We start from the raw sequence: 14725 nt of genomic DNA on the forward strand, positions 1-14725 counted from the left end.
ACCCTGAAGGCCGCGCACATGAACACCCGATGAGAAATCCGGCGGAAGGGAACGCTCCGCCCGCCCTCGATCGTCTTTCCGAGCGGGATGAACAAGACGATCAGGCGCGCTTCCGTCTTCACGCTGCTGCTGGTGTTCGCTCTGCTGATCAGGGCGACCTGGGTGCAGTTCTACGACGGCACAGCGCTCGCGGACAACAAGAACAACCGGCGCAACGCGATCGAGCTGTACAGCGAGCCGCTCGGCAACATCGTCGTGGGCGGAAAGTCGGTCACCGGCTCGGCGCACACGACGAGCGGCGACCTCAAGTACAAACGGACGTACACGGACGGCAGTCTGTACGCGGCGGTCACCGGCTACAGCTCGCAGGTGTACGGCGCGACCCAAATGGAGGGCGTCTACCAGGACCTGCTCGACGGGACGGACAACCGGCTGAAGACCGTGCTGGACACGGTCACCAACAAGCGCGCCGACCCGGGCGACGTGATCACGACGATCGACCCGGCCACGCAGAAGGCGGCGTACGACGCGCTCGGCGACAAGCAGGGAGCCGCCGTGGCGATCGACCCGGCCACCGGCAAGATCCTCGCGGTCGTCTCCACGCCGTCGTACGACCCGTCGACGATCAGCACGGGCGACACCGACGCCTGGTCACAGCTGACCAAGGACCCCGACAAGCCGATGACGAACCGCGCGCTGCGCCAGCCGCTGCCGCCGGGCTCGACGTTCAAGCTGGTCGTCGCGGCTGCCGCGCTGGAGGACGGCCTGTACTCCTCGGTGGACGTAAGGACGGACAGCCCGGACCCGTACAAGCTGCCGCTGTCGACCGACGTGCTGTCGAACGAGAACCCGTCGGCCCCCTGCGAGAACGCCTCGATCCGGGTGGCCCTGCAGTACTCCTGCAACAACGTCTTCGCGAAGATGGCCGTCGACCTGGGCCAGGACAAGGTCAGGGCGATGGCGGAGAAGTTCGGCTTCAACGACGCGACGCAGGACGTGCCGGTGCGGGCGTACGAGAGCGTGTACCCGAAGGACATGGACGAGGCGCAGACGGCCCTGACGGGCATCGGCCAGTTCGACGTCACGGCGACCCCGTTGCAGATGGCCATGGTGTCGGCGGCCATAGCCAACGGCGGCAAGCTGGTCTCGCCGCACATGGTGTCGCAGATCACCGACAGCGGCGGTGACGTCCTGGAGAACTACGACGACAACACCTCGACGAAGGAGATCGTCAGCTCCTCCACGGCCGAGCAGCTGCAGTCGGCGATGCGGACGGTGGTCGAGAAGGGCACCGGCACGAACGCGCAGATCTCCGGCGTGACGGTGGGCGGCAAGACCGGTACGGCCCAGCACGGTGAGAACAACAGCGAGACGCCGTACGCCTGGTTCACCTCGTACGGCAAGTCCGACGCGACCGGCAAGGAGGCCGCCGTGGCGGTGATCGTGGAGCAGTCGGACGCGGCCCGTTCCGAGGTCAGCGGTAACGGGCTGGCCGCACCGGTGGCCAAGGCCGTGATGGAGGCGGCGCTGAACTAGGCACGGGGGGGGACAGCCCCGACAGGAGCTGTACAGGAGCTGTCCCCCGGACCTCACTTGGCGCCCAGGATCTGCTCGATCGGGTCGATCGCGAAGTACACCAGGAACAGCGCCGAGGTCGCCCACAGCAGCCAGTGGATCTCCTTGGCCTTGCCGAGGACCGTCTTGATCACCACGTAGGCGAGGAAGCCGGCACCGATGCCGTTGGTGATGGAGTACGTGAACGGCATCACGGCGATGGTCAGGAACGCCGGGATGGCGATCTCGTACTTGTCCCAGTCGATGTGCTTGACCTGGGTCATCATCAGGAAGCCGACGGCGACCAGGGCCGGGGCGGCCGCCTGGAGCGGGACGATGGTGAGCAGCGGGGTCAGGAACAGGGCGAGGGCGAAGAGGCCACCCGTGACCAGGTTGGAGAAGCCGGTGCGCGAGCCCTCACCCACACCCGCCGCCGACTCGATGTAGGAGGTGGCGGAGGAGGACGAGGCCGCGCCGCCCGCGACCGCCGCGGCACCGTCGATGAGCAGCACGCGGCCGAGGTTGGGCACCTTGCCCTCCTCGTCGAGGAGTCCGGCCTCCGCGCTGATGCCGACCACCGTGCCCATGGTGTCGAAGAAGTCGGACAGGATCAGCGTGAAGATCAGCAGGACGACGGTGACGACGCCGACACCGGGCGCGTCGAAGGCACCGAACAGGCTGAAGTGACCGATCAGCCCGAAGTCGGGCGTGTCGACCACCTTGCCGGGCCACTCGGGCGTGGTCAGGCCCCAGGCCTTGATGTCGGCGATCGAGTTGATGATCATCGCGACGATCGTCATGGTCACGATGCTGATCAGGATGGCACCCTTGACCTTGCGGGCGAGCAGTCCGATCGTCAGCAGAACGCCGAGGCAGAACACGAGAATCGGCCACCCCGCGAGGGTGCCGGTGCCGCCGAGCTGGACCGGGACGGTGGTGTTCGCGATGTCCGGGATCCGGGTGACGAACCCGGCGTCGACGAAGCCGATGAAGGCGATGAACAGGCCGATGCCGACGCTGATCGCCTGCTTGAGGGGCTGCGGAATGGCGTGCATGACCGCCTCGCGCAGCCCGGTCACCACCAACGCACAGATCAGCAGGCCCTCCAGGACGACCAGGCCCATCGCGTCGTCCCAGCTCATCTGCGGGGCGATCTGGAAGGCGACGACCGCATTCAATCCGAGGCCGGCGGCGAGCGCGAGGGGCAGGTTGCCGCCCACGCCCATGATGACGGTCATGACGGCGGCCACCAGGGCGGTGGCGGTGGTCAGTTGGACGGGGTCCAGTTGCTGGCCGAACTTGTCCTTCGCGCTGCCGAGGATGATGGGATTCAGGACAAGGATGTAGGCCATCGTGAAGAACGTGGCGAAGCCGCCGCGTATCTCACGGCCGAAGGTGGATCCCCGCGCGGAGATCTTGAAGAACCGGTCGACGCTGTTCGCCGCTGGTGGCGGGGCACTTGACCGGTCGGCCACCTTCTGCGATTCGGACATGACTGCTGCTCCTCGGTGCCTGAATGATCGGTGTGCGGATGCTGGCTGGATTGTTCCCTCGTTGAACCTGTTTCAGGTTTTCTCCGTGTTACGGAATCGGCGTCGACCCTCCAGACTGTGAGCGTCGGACCTCCAGACAGTGTTCGAAGACCCGTACGAACCAAGCAGTCCATCACTGCTACGCTTCCGGATCTCGTCCGGGCCACCCCCGGATGATCACATGTCAGTCACATGACACACGCAGGCGCCGGGGGGCGCCCGAGTCGCCGTGAGGAGAGGTCGCCCGTGGGCACAGTCGTCGACGACGCCGCCTCCGTGGAATTCCACGCCTTCTTCGAGCGCCACTACGCCGAACTGTCCCGCCTCGCCCATCTGCTGACGGGCGAGGCGGACGCCGCCGACGACCTGGCGGCGGACGCGTTGCTGGCCCTGTGGCACCGCTGGGACCGGGTGCGCGCGGCCGACCATCCGGCGGCGTACGCGCGGGGGGTCGTGGCCAATCTGGCCCGTACCCGGATCCGCAGCGCGGTACGTGAGCGGCGGCGCGTCGCGCTGTTCTGGTCGCAGCGCGAGGAGAAGGCCGAGAACCCGGACGTGGCGGGGGTGGTCGACGTCCAGGGGGCGTTGCGTAGACTTCCGTTCCGCAAGCGCGCCTGCGTGGTGCTGCGGCACGCCTTCGACCTCTCGGAGAAGGACACAGCGCTCGCCCTCGGCGTCTCGGTCGGTACGGTGAAGAGCCAGACTTCCAAGGGGATGGCCGAACTGCAGCGGTTGCTCGGGACACAGGCAGCTCCGCAGAAGGTGCACGCCGCGATGGCGCGCACCGGCGACGCCGGAAGGGGCCGATGACCATGCGGCGGGACGTGCACGACGAGTTGCGCGCCCGGCTGCACGAGGCGGCCGGGGCGCACGAGCCCGACCGCGCGCGCATCCTGGCGCGGATCGAGCGCGGTATGACCGAACAGACCCGCCCCGACCATCGGGCGACCCGTCCGCCGGTGTTCGGCTGGGTGCGGGTGGTGAGCGCCACGGCCGCGGTCGCGGGCGTGCTCGGGGTCGGCGGCTACGCGGTCGCCTCCGCGGTGAAGGACGAGGTTCCCCCGCAGAAAGTCGCGGTCACGGCGACGCCCACTCCGTCGCCGGACCCGACGAGCCGCGCGCCCGAGCCGCCCGTGGACCCGAAGCCGAGCACCCAGGAGCCCGAGCCGAGCAAGCCCCCCGCGCGGACGCCGAGTACGTCGGTCACCGCGGCGCCGCCGGCCTCCGGCACCGAGGACGGTCCGCTGTGGTCGGACGGCTCGGTGGACCCGCACAGCAACGACTTCTGGGCGCAGAGCAACATCACCCTCAAGACCTCCGAACAACTCACCTCCCTCACCGTCGAGTTGAGAGTCGCGCAGACCGGCGGTGTCACCAACGCCGGTGCCTGGCGGTCGCTGCCCGAGGACGACTTCACGCTGACGGTCGGCGAGCGGGACGGCTTCCTCGTCTACACCTGGGTGCTCAAGGAGGGCCGTACGGTCCCCAAGGGCGAGTGGGTGTTCGCCGGGCAGTACAACCACCAGCGCGGCGGCCGGGACGCGAAGGACGACACCTACACGGCGTCGGCGGCCGCGGGGTCCGAACAGGCGGCCGTGAAGGGCGACTTCGCGGCGCGCGACGACAACGACTCCTCCGACGACGGGGATTCGTAAAGAAACTCAGGAGACGCGGCAACCCTTTCCTCACCAGTGGCGACCAGGAAACGCAAGGTTCCTCTCCCACGCAAGGAAATGGGCATGACTGCACGAGCTGAACAGCGCGTCCGCCACCGCTGCCGGGTCACCAGGCGGCGGGCGGCGATCGCCGGAGCCTCCGCTCTCGGCATCACCGGAGCGGCGATCGTCACCACGACGATGCTGTCCTCCGCGGGCGCGGCCTCGTCGTGGCCGGCCGCCAAGGGCAGCAAGGCCGTCTCGTCGACGATCAAGGTGTCCGGCACGTACGACGGCAAGCTCCAGAAGTTCTACGGCTCCGGCGCGTTAGGCGGCAGCGGCCAGGAGGAGGGCCAGGACCCGGTCTTCGAGCTGGCCGACGGCGCGTTACTCAAGAACGTGATCATCGGCACCCCGGGCGCGGACGGCGTCCACTGCAAGGGCAGTTGCACGCTGCAGAACGTGTGGTGGCTGGACGTCGGCGAGGACGCAGCCAGCTTCAAGGGCAAGTCGTCGTCGGCCGTCTACAAGGTCATCGGCGGTGGCGCGAAGAACGGCGCCGACAAGGTGCTCCAGTTCAACGGCGCCGGCAAGCTGACCGTGAGCGGCTTCCAGGTCCACAACTCGGGCAAGCTGGTCCGCTCCTGCGGCAACTGCAAGACGCAGCACAAGCGTACGATCGTGCTGAGCGACATCGACGTGACGGCGCCGCTGAAGGCGATCGTCGGCGTCAACGCCAACTACGGGGACACCGCCACGCTGTCGAAGATCCGTATCCACGGCGACAGCAAGAAGAAGACCAAGACCTGCGTCCGCTTCAAGGGCAACAACTCCGGCAAGGAGCCCACGGAGCTGGGCACGGGCCCCGACGGCAAGACGTGCAAGTTCAAGAGCTCCGACATCAGCTACGGCTGACCTCCGAACTCCGGCCGGCCGAAAGCCCCCCTTTGGGCCCGCCGGAAACACTGGTCGAGCCCCCTCTCGACCGGTAACGAGAACGCCCCCGCCGGTGACGACCGGCGGGGGCGTTCGCGCCCCTCAGGGGCGCGGGGCTGTATCGATGAACCCCTGCCGCCTGTTGTCCCAAGCGGCGCTGTTCTCCACCTTGTGCGCCACCGAGGCCCCTCCACCACCCAACTCGAACCCGTTGCCGCTGCCCTCGAACGCCGGGTCCCCCCACCGGTTCCTGCCGTTGCCGAAGGCCGACGAGTTCTTGATGGTGACGGGCGTCGAGAACTGCCAGAGGTCGAGGCCGTCGTCCGAGTTGTTGTGCAGGCGCGCGCCATCCACGACGTTGCCGACACCCGAGCCGAACTTGATGGCGATCCCGTCGGCGTTCTGCCCATGCTCGGCCGGGTCGTAGTTGCCGTGACTGTCCAGGTTCTGCACGAGGTTGTTCGTCGTACCGTCGCCGCGCAGGGTGAACCCGGAGTCGCCGTTGTCCGCCGTGACGAGGTTCTTGAAGACTCCGCCCACGGACGACGTGGCGACGAACCCCTGCGCCGGCGCGTTCTGGAAGGTGAGGTTCTGCACGGTCCAGTAGTCGCCGTGGATCCCGGCCAGCCAGGAGCCGTCCGGCAGCCTGGAGCCGTCGATCCTCACCTTCTCGCCGCCGTACGCCCGCAGCGTGATCCGGGCCGAACCCGTGCCGTCCGCCGTGGACTTGAGAGTGGCCGTCGGGTGGTACGTCCCGCCGCGGACCTGGACCGTGGTGCCGGCGGTCGCGTTCTTGACGGCCGACTCCAGCTGCGCGGTGGTGGACACCGTGACCGTCGTGGAGACGGCCCGGGCGCCGTCCTCGGTGAGACCGAGGTAGACGCCGCTCGCCCCCGAGGCGACGGCCACCGCCGCGGCGATCGAGAGGGTCCGCGTCCTGCGGTGGCGTCCGGTGCCTAGACGCACGGAAAGTTCCTTTCGTCGACATCGGGGGAGGACGAAACGGGCCAGAGGGGCCGCCCCGGCCCGTTTCTGAGACCAGGTCGCCGCCACTGGCCGGAAAGGTTGCCGACACCCGCGAAAGCGATCGAAACTTTCGCTCCCTCTTGTCCCACGCACACCGATTGACCAGCTGTCTCCCGCCGATGACACTCCCAAGGCGAGCCGACCCAACAGAAACCCCCACACTCCCACAGGATGTGTCATGCGACGCCGTACCGCCCGTACGCTCCTGGCCCCCTTCCTGGCCCTCCTCCTCTCCCTGATCGCCATACCCCCGAGCACCGCCCAATCAGGAGCACCACCCGTGAAGCACCAGCCCAAGTACGCCGGCTATCTCTTCGCCTACTTCACCGGCGAGGGCACCGCCGACGGCGAGCAGATCCGGTACGCCCTCAGCCGGGGCAACGACCCACTGCACTGGCGCGAGCTCAACGGGGGCAAGCCGGTCCTCACCTCCACCATCGGCGAGAAGGGGCTGCGGGACCCGTTCGTGATCCGCTCCCCGAAGGGCGACAAGTTCTACGCCATCGCCACGGACCTGCGGATGTACAAGAACTCCAGCGGCAGCTGGGACCACGTCCAGCGGCACGGCAGCAAGTCGATCATGGTCTGGGAGTCCACCGACCTGGTCCACTGGACCGACCAGCGCCTGGTGAAGGTCTCCCCCGACAACGCGGGCAACACCTGGGCACCGGAGGCCTATTGGGACGACTCGCTCGGTGAGTTCGTCGTCTTCTGGGCGTCGAAGCTGTACGCCGACGACGACCCCGACCACACGGGCTCGACGTACAACAAGATGATGTACGCCACCACGAAGGACTTCCGAACCTTCAGCGAGCCGAAGGTCTGGAACGACCCGGGCTACTCGGTCATCGACTCGACGGTGGTGAAGCACAAGGACACCTACTACCGCTACACCAAGGACGAGCGGGACCCGACCTCCAGCTCGCCCTGCGCCAAGTTCATCACCGGGGAGAAGTCGACGAGCCTGACGTCGGCCAAGTACGACTTCGTCGCGGACTGCATCGGCAGCGGTGCGATGGACCGCGGTGAGGGCCCGACGGTCTTCAAGTCCAACACCGAGGACAAGTGGTACCTGTTCATCGACGAGTACGGCGGCCGCGGCTACATCCCCTTCGAGACCACCGACCTCGACTCGGGCAAGTGGACCCCGTCCACGAACTACCAGCTGCCGGCCAGCCCCCGGCACGGCACGGTGCTCCCGGTGACGCAGGCGGAGTACGACCGGCTGCTCGCCGCCTACCCCTCCACTCCGACCTCGGTCATGGACGCCACGGCGAAGGGCCAGAAGGGGTACGCGATCGTCACCGACGCCGCGTCGAAGGTCGTGCTGCCGATGGAGCCGGGCGCGGACCTCTCGCGGCTGGCCCCGAAGCTGTGGGCGGGTGAGGGAGCGACACTGAGCCCGAGGTCGGGCACGCGCCGCGACTTCCGCAAACCGCAGAAGTACACCGTGAGAGCCGCCGACGGCACGACCCGCACCTGGACGGTCGAGGCGGTGGCGACCCGCAGTCCCGTCCTGCCCGGCCTCAACGCCGACCCGGACGTGCACTACCTGAACGGCGAGTACTGGATCTATCCGACGACGGACGGCTTCCAGGGCTGGAGCGGGACGAAGTTCAAGGCGTACTCCTCGAAGGACCTGGTCCACTGGAAGGACCACGGGGTCATCCTGGACCTCGGACCGGACGTGACCTGGGCGGACAAGAACGCGTGGGCGCCGGCGATCGCCGAGCGGAACGGCAAGTACTACTTCTACTTCTGCGCCGAGCAGCAGATCGGCGTGGCGGTGGCCGACTCCCCCGCGGGCCCGTTCAAGGACGCGCTGGGCAAGCCCCTGGTGGCGAAGGGCGGTTCACTGAAGGGCCAGATGATCGACCCGGCGGTCTACACGGACGACGACGGGAAGTCGTACCTGTACTGGGGCAACGGCCACGGATACGTCGTGCCGCTGAACGACGACATGGTGTCCTTCGACGCCTCGCAGGTGAAGGACATCACCCCGGACAACTTCCGCGAGGGCGCTTTCGTGATCAAGCGGAAGGGCACCTACTACTTCATGTGGTCGGAGGACGACACCCGCAGCGAGAACTACCACGTGGCCTACGCGACGGGACCGTCCCCGCTCGGCCCGTGGACCAAGCGGGGCACGATCCTGTCCAAGCGCCCCGACTACGGCATCCTCGGCACCGGCCACCACTCCGTGGTGAACGCGCCCGGCACCGACGACTGGTACATCGTCTACCACCGGTTCGCCCTGAACGGCCCCGGGAAGCCGGGCGGTGACGGCATGCACCGCGAGACGACGATCGACCGCATGAAGTTCGCGGCCGACGGCACGATTCTGCCGGTGGTGCCGACGCTGGAGGGCATCAAGCCGGTACGACGGGGCTGACGAGGCTCAGTCCATCGTCGCGCCGATGGTGGTGCTGCCCGTGGTCAGGAACGTGGTCACGGGCAGCGCGCCGCTGGACTGCCGGGCGTTGTACGTGCTCGACGCGTCCGTCGACCGGAAGGCGGGCGTGCTGACGCCGCTGTCCCAGTTGTTCCCGGCCGACACCACCGAGGAGCCCTTGTTGACCGAGCCGCCGCCGTTGCTCACGGCGAGGTTCTTGCCGAGGCGGGCCGCGCCGGTGGCGAAGTAGTAGCCCCACTTGGCGTTGGCGTAGGCGGTGGTGCGGTTGATGACGATCGCGCCCTTGTTGGAGTTCTCCGTGAAGCCGTTGCCGGCGTTGTCCCAGGCGGCGGAGTTGTTGACGACGTGCGCGACGACCTCGCCGTCGCCGCCCAGCTTGTAGCCGTTGCCGTCGCCCGCGAAGGCGGAGTCGCCCCAGCGGTTCTTGCCGTTGCCCATGGCCCAGGTGTGCTCGACGGTGACGGGCGAGGAGAAGGACCAGAAGTCCAGACCGTCGTCGGAGTTGTTGTGGAGGCGGGCCCCGGTGATCAGGTTGCCGGTGCCGGAGCCGAACTTCACGGCGATGCCGTCGGCGTTCTCGCCATGGGTCGCGGCGTCGTAGTGGCCGTAACTGTCGATGTTCTTCACGGTGTTGTTGACCGTGCCGTCGCCGGTGAGCGTGAAGCCGGAGTCGCCGCCGTTGATGGTTTTGATGTTGTTCCAGCTGGTGCCGGTGCAGGACTGGCAGACGACCGCGCTGTCCGGGGAGTTCTGGAAGGTCATGTTGGAGACGTTCCAGTAGTCGGCGGTGAGCTTGAAGATCCAGCCGCCGGCGGGGAGGTTCGAGCCGTCGATCTTCACGGTCTCCGAGCCGTACGCGGTGAGCGTGATCCGCGAGGACGACGTGCCGTTGGCCGTGGACTGGAGGGTGGCCGTCGGGTAGTAGGTGCCGCCGCGCACCTGGATGACCGTGCCGGGCGTGGCGTTCTTGATGGCGTTGGACAGGTCGGTGGAGTTGCTGACGACCACGGTCGCTGCCTGGGCCTGGGTGGGGAGTACGGCCAGGCCGGTGCCCAGGGTGAGCGCCGCGACGGCCGTGAGAGCGGTACGACGAGACATGGAGTGCGGGTCCTTTGCTCGTTCGGGTGGGGAGGGGTCACAGGACGCGGTCCAGCCAGGTGAGGACCTCGTCCTGCATGCGGTCGACGAAGACATGGCCGAGGTCGGGCCAGGTCTTGAGGCGCAACCGCTCCTCGGCGTGACGCGAGCGCCAGACGGCGCGCAGTTTGTCGTGGGCCACCCGAACGCCGTCGGCGGGGAAGAGGGTGTCCAGCGCGCCGCTGAAGAAGAGCATCGGCCTGGGTGCGGCGATGCCCGCCACGTCGGGGAAGTCGAGGAACCGGGGCAGGCCCGGGTGGAGCATGTAGTACGACGACTGCCCGCGCAGCGTGTTGTTGCCGGGCACCATCATTTCCTTCAGCCCGGTCATCCAGCACACGCTCGCGGCGGCGGCGATGTGGTCGCTGAGCGCGGCGGTCTGCCAGGCGCGGTAGGCGCCCATGGAGAACCCGACGGCCGCGACCCGGCGGGCGTCCACGCGGTCGAGGCCGGCCAGGAATCCGGCGGCGCGGGCGTCCTCGCGGGCCATGAGTCCGGCGAGCGAGGAGCCGAGGTTGTAGAAGTTGGAGGCCAGGGCCTGCTGCTGGTCATAGGTGACGGGGCCGCGGTCGCCCCAGCCGAGTGCGTCCAGGCAGAGGACCACGTATCCGCGCCGGGCCAGTTCGTCGCCCACGAACCGCCCGCTGAAGTGCTGGTCCGCCCAGGCCTGAGCGGAGGCGATCCGGGTGTCGTCGTACCAGGGCCGGACGAACTTCTCCTTTCCGATGTCGAATCTGGACCCGTGGTCGTGGAGGAGGAGTACGGCGGGGAAGGGTCCGGTGCCGTGCGGGGTGAGCAGGGCACCGCGGACGCGTTCGTGACGGGTGAGGGAGAGGGTCACCAACTCTCTTGCGTAGACGCCCCCTTGGGGGCCGGGGGCGAATTCGGGTGCGTACGGAGTCCCGTCCTGCCGGTCGACGAGGAGGTGCTCCTCGACCTTGGAACGGGCGGCCCGGCGCCAGGCCTTGAAGTCGCGGACCGGTGAAGTACCCCAGGCGAGCGGGAAGTTCAGCTCGCCCTTCAGGGAACCCAACGGCTCACGCATACGGCCTCCCGGCACCGGCGTGACGCAGGACGTGGTGCTCGACCGCCGACCGGGAGGTGAGGGGCCGGTAGTCGTAGACGTCGGCGGGGTTCCAGGCGACGTCGTCGGTCAGACCGAGGCCGCTCGCCACCGCGTTCAGGCGGGCGGGCCGGCCGTTGAACCAGGAGCCGGTGTCCCGGAAGTGCTCGCCGCCGTAGTCCGCGACCGACAGGGCCGGGTCGCCGTGCCGGTAGGCGAAGACGTTGCGCTCGGAGAAGATCGCCGACTCGACGCCGACGCCGAGCGCGTACAGGGTGCCGTCCGCCCGGCCCCGGTAGACGTTGTTGACGACGTGTACCTGCCCGAAGCGGACGCGCGGGGCGCGCTGCACGATGTCGGTGAAGAGGTTCCGGACGAAGGTCACCTTCAGATGCCCCCGGTCCCGGTCACCGCGCCCGTCCCCCGACCCGATGAGGATCGCCTTGTCGTGGTCGGTGAACCGGCTGTCCGAGACCGTCATGAAGTCGGAGCCGTCCTCGATGTCGAGCAGTCCGTCGTGCCGCTGGACGCGCTCGCCGTGGAAGCCGAGGGGTGCCTCGCGGTCCGGGAAGCGGCCGTCGGTGAAGGTGCAGTGGTCGACCCAGATGTTCTTGCCGGTGATCACGGTCATCGCGTCGAAGCGGGCGTTCCAGCTGCCCTGTGTGCCGTCGCCCGGTGACCAGGTGGTGAAGTGGTCGACGGGAGCTTCGAGGTGCAGATTGCGCACGATGATGTTCGTGCCGGTGTTGACGGTCAGGAAGACCCCGAGGAGCCGGGCGTCGCGGCCCACGCCGAGCAGGGTGGTGTTGCTCGGCACGGTCAGCTGGATCTGCGCCTTCTCCTTGTTCGACCCGGTCTGGCGGAGCTGACGCTGCTGTTTGCAGTAGTCGTGACGGGTGTCGGACCAGACGGACCCGTCCTCGCCGAAGCAGGACATGTACTTGGCAAGGTCGTATCCGGGCGCGTAGTCCTGCTCGCCGAGCAGGGAACCGTCCTCGGCCTCATGGCCGTTGATGTCGCCGACGACCCGGATCACCTTGGGTGCGGTGGGGTCGCCGCGGTTGGTCAGGGCCTCTTTGAGCTCGGCGCGGGTGTCCACCGTCCAGCTGGTCCCGCCCGTGCCACCGGTGGTGCCGGGGCCGGTCGAGGCCCAGCCGACGGGGCCGCGCTCGGCGGCGGAGGCCTGGCTCGGCCAGAACAGGCACAGGCATGCGAGGAGGGCGGCGACTTTACGCATACGGCCGCCAGTCACCGAGATAGGCCCGCTTGGTGTGCGACGCGGCGTCACTGGAGGTGAGTTGGGGCCGGTTCTCCGGAACCGTGATCACGGCACCCGGCCCGGTGTTGCGGTACTCGGCGAACCGCATGGTCTGCCAGGGATAGGCCTCCCGCATGTTGGTGTACGGCGCCACCGCGTCGATCCCGGAACCGATCCGGGTGTCCCGCACGACGAGGGACGGCCAGGCGGTCGTCTCGTACGACGGCACCCAGGGCCGGGCCAGCTTGTACGCCCCGTCCTCGGCGGCGGAGGTGATCCGGGAGCGGACCGCCAGGATGCCGTGGGGGTTGGCGCGGGCGGTGGACGGGGCGAAGACCATGCCCTTCGGAGTGAAGGTGACGTCCCGTCGCAGCGTGCGGAAGTGGCAGTCCTCGAACACGGCGGTCGCCCGTCCGAAGACGAAGTCGACGTCACCCTCGATGTAACAGCGGTGGAAGTACTGCCGGTCGAAGGTGTCCAGCGCGGTCGTCTCGACGAAGAGGGTGTCCTGGTGGGCCAGCAGGCGGACGTTCTCGAAGTGGGTGCGGTCGCCGTGGGTGTACGACGCCACCGCCTGGGTGCCGGTGATCTCGGGGTGGTCGGCGCGCAGCCAGTCGTTGGCGAGGGTGAGGTCGCGGACGGTCAGGCCGGGGGCCGCCGAGGTGAAGGTGGCGGAGCCGGCCGTGCCGTACGTGCCGGACCCGTCGGGTTTCGGGGTGCCGTTGGCGTTGTCGTAGACGATGACGGTGTGGCGGGGGTCGCGGGTGGCGCCGCGCAGGGTCAGCTCCGCCTTGTCGGCGGGTACTTTGACGACTTCGCGGTACGTCCCCGGGTGCACGACGATCGTCCAGCCGGGCCCGGCCACCGCGTCCACGGCCGCCTGGACAAAGTCGCCGGGGCGGACGTGCAGGACGCGGCGGCCGCCACCGGCGAAGGCGGGACCGGTGCCGGCGGCCACGAGACCGCCGGCGATCCCCGTCAGAAGGGTGCGCCTGCGCGGCATCTCAGCGCGCCTCCTTCCACGGCGTCCAGTCGCCGAGGTACGCCGCGCGGGTCGCCGACGCGGCTTGCTCGGCGGTGAGTTGGGGCCGGTTCTCCGGAACCGTGATCACGGCTCCCGGCCCGGTGTTGCGGTACTCGGCGAACCGCTGGTTCTGCCAGGGGAAGGAGGCCGACATGTTGGTGTAGGGCGCGACCGCGTCGATGCCGGGGCCCATGCACGTGTCCCGGACGGTGAGCATCGGGCGGGCGGTGGTGTCCGAGCTGGGCACCCAGGGGCGGGCCAGCTTGTAGTGGGCGTCGGGGGCCTCGCTGCTGATCCGGCCGCGGACGACCAGGTAGCCGCGCGGGTTGGCGCCCGCCGTGGACGGTGCGAAGACGAAGCCGTACGGGGCGCCGCCCAGGTCGGTGCGGTTCAGGGTGCGGAAGTGGCAGTTCTCGTACACCGCGGTCGCCCGCCCGAAGACGAAGTCGACGTCACCCTCGACGTAGCAGTGGGAGTAGTACTGGCGGGCGAAGGCGGTCAGGGCCGTCGAGTCGGCGTACAGGGTGTCCTGGTGGCCGAGGAAGCGGCAGTGGTGGAAGGCCGAGCGGTCGCCCTGGACCTTGATGGCGACGGCCTGGGTGCCGGTGATCTCGGGGTGGTCGGCGCGCAGCCAGTCGTTGGCGAAGGTGATCCAGCGGGCGGTGAAACCGGCGGCCTGCACGGTGGTGGTGGCGGACCCGGTGGTGCCGTAGGTACCGCCGCCGGGCTTGGGGGTGCCGGCCGCGTTGTCGTAGACGATGACGACGTCGCGGGGGTTCTCGCTCGCGCCGATCCAGGTCGCCTCCGGGCGGGTGGCGTCGACGGCGACCGTCTCGCGGTAGGTGCCGGGGGCGATGACCAGCGTCCAGCCGCTGCCGGTCGCGGCGGTCACGGCGTCCCGGACGGAGGTGTGGTCGCCTTGGCCGTGCGGGTCGACGTACAGGGTCTTCGGGGTGAGGCGCGCGGCCGGTGACCCGTATCGGCCGAACGGGCGCTTTCCGCCGCCGGCCCGCGCGGGGGCCGGCGTGAGAGCGAGCGCGGCGCCCGCTCCGGCGCTCGCCATCAGGAATCCCCTTCTGGACAGGGGGAGTTGGAGGTGGGGCGAGGGCATGCGGGTGCTCCTTCGA

At 68.9% G+C, this 14725-nt stretch carries 11 protein-coding genes and 1 pseudogene; 5 read left to right on the plus strand and 7 right to left on the minus strand.

Translation table 11 applies throughout. The features are described from left to right. Positions 1-87 precede the first annotated feature (87 nt). Positions 88-1536 carry a peptidoglycan D,D-transpeptidase FtsI family protein gene (locus tag ABT063_RS43120; RefSeq protein ID WP_351066426.1) on the plus strand — a complete coding sequence of 483 codons (1449 nt, stop codon included), beginning with the start codon at positions 88-90 and terminating at the stop codon, positions 1534-1536. Positions 1537-1589: 53 nt separating this feature from the next. Here the strand turns inward: ABT063_RS43120 and ABT063_RS43125 are convergent, their stop codons facing one another. Further along, positions 1590-3047 (minus strand): NCS2 family permease, encoded by a 1458-nt coding sequence (locus tag ABT063_RS43125; protein WP_351066427.1) that lies wholly within the window; start codon positions 3045-3047, stop codon positions 1590-1592. 285 nt (positions 3048-3332) lie between these two features. Between ABT063_RS43125 and ABT063_RS43130 the strand changes: the two genes are divergently transcribed. The 3 genes from ABT063_RS43130 to ABT063_RS43140 all read left to right on the plus strand — a co-directional run bounded on the left by ABT063_RS43130 (position 3333) and on the right by ABT063_RS43140 (position 5656). Next, positions 3333-3896, plus strand: coding sequence for a SigE family RNA polymerase sigma factor (locus tag ABT063_RS43130; protein ID WP_351066428.1), 564 nt, complete (start codon positions 3333-3335; stop codon positions 3894-3896). Further along, a complete protein-coding gene (locus ABT063_RS43135; protein ID WP_351066429.1) occupies positions 3893-4741 on the plus strand; it encodes a hypothetical protein in 849 nt (282 codons plus the stop codon). The genes ABT063_RS43130 and ABT063_RS43135 overlap by 4 nt, the downstream gene beginning before the upstream one ends. An 84-nt stretch (positions 4742-4825) precedes the next feature. After that, positions 4826-5656 (plus strand): pectate lyase, encoded by an 831-nt coding sequence (locus ABT063_RS43140; protein WP_351066430.1) that lies wholly within the window; start codon positions 4826-4828, stop codon positions 5654-5656. A 135-nt stretch (positions 5657-5791) separates the two neighbouring features. On the opposite strand, the pseudogene ABT063_RS43145 reads toward ABT063_RS43140, so the two are convergent. Beyond that, positions 5792-6643, minus strand: a pseudogene (locus tag ABT063_RS43145) (right-handed parallel beta-helix repeat-containing protein); the annotation flags it as partial. 238 nt (positions 6644-6881) lie between these two features. Here ABT063_RS43145 and ABT063_RS43150 point away from each other — a divergent pair. After that, the gene (locus ABT063_RS43150) at positions 6882-9095 is read left to right on the plus strand and encodes a glycoside hydrolase family 43 protein (RefSeq protein WP_351066432.1); all 2214 of its coding nucleotides are present in this window, start codon (positions 6882-6884) and stop codon (positions 9093-9095) included. A 6-nt stretch (positions 9096-9101) separates the two neighbouring features. On the opposite strand, the gene ABT063_RS43155 is transcribed toward ABT063_RS43150, so the two are convergent. Genes ABT063_RS43155 through ABT063_RS43175 form a run of 5 tightly spaced genes read right to left on the minus strand, consistent with a single transcriptional unit; the run spans position 9102 to position 14709 of the window. Continuing rightward, positions 9102-10214 carry a right-handed parallel beta-helix repeat-containing protein gene (locus tag ABT063_RS43155; RefSeq protein WP_351066433.1) on the minus strand — a complete coding sequence of 371 codons (1113 nt, stop codon included), beginning with the start codon at positions 10212-10214 and terminating at the stop codon, positions 9102-9104. A 37-nt stretch (positions 10215-10251) separates the two neighbouring features. Continuing rightward, on the minus strand, positions 10252-11298 hold the full coding sequence (locus ABT063_RS43160; protein ID WP_351066434.1) for a dienelactone hydrolase family protein: 1047 nt from the start codon (positions 11296-11298) through the stop codon (positions 10252-10254). After that, complete coding sequence (locus ABT063_RS43165; protein ID WP_351066435.1) at positions 11291-12553, minus strand: pectate lyase family protein; 1263 nt, start codon at positions 12551-12553, stop codon at positions 11291-11293. The genes ABT063_RS43160 and ABT063_RS43165 overlap by 8 nt, the downstream gene beginning before the upstream one ends. After that, a complete protein-coding gene (locus tag ABT063_RS43170) occupies positions 12546-13577 on the minus strand; it encodes a pectinesterase family protein (protein WP_351066436.1) in 1032 nt (343 codons plus the stop codon). The genes ABT063_RS43165 and ABT063_RS43170 overlap by 8 nt, the downstream gene beginning before the upstream one ends. A gap of 1 nt (position 13578) precedes the next feature. Further along, positions 13579-14709 carry a pectinesterase family protein gene (locus ABT063_RS43175; protein WP_351066437.1) on the minus strand — a complete coding sequence of 377 codons (1131 nt, stop codon included), beginning with the start codon at positions 14707-14709 and terminating at the stop codon, positions 13579-13581. Positions 14710-14725: the final 16 nt, after the last annotated feature.

Origin of the sequence: Streptomyces sp. NPDC002838 (genome assembly GCF_040295365.1) — a bacterium.
GTDB lineage: Bacteria > Actinomycetota > Actinomycetes > Streptomycetales > Streptomycetaceae > Streptomyces.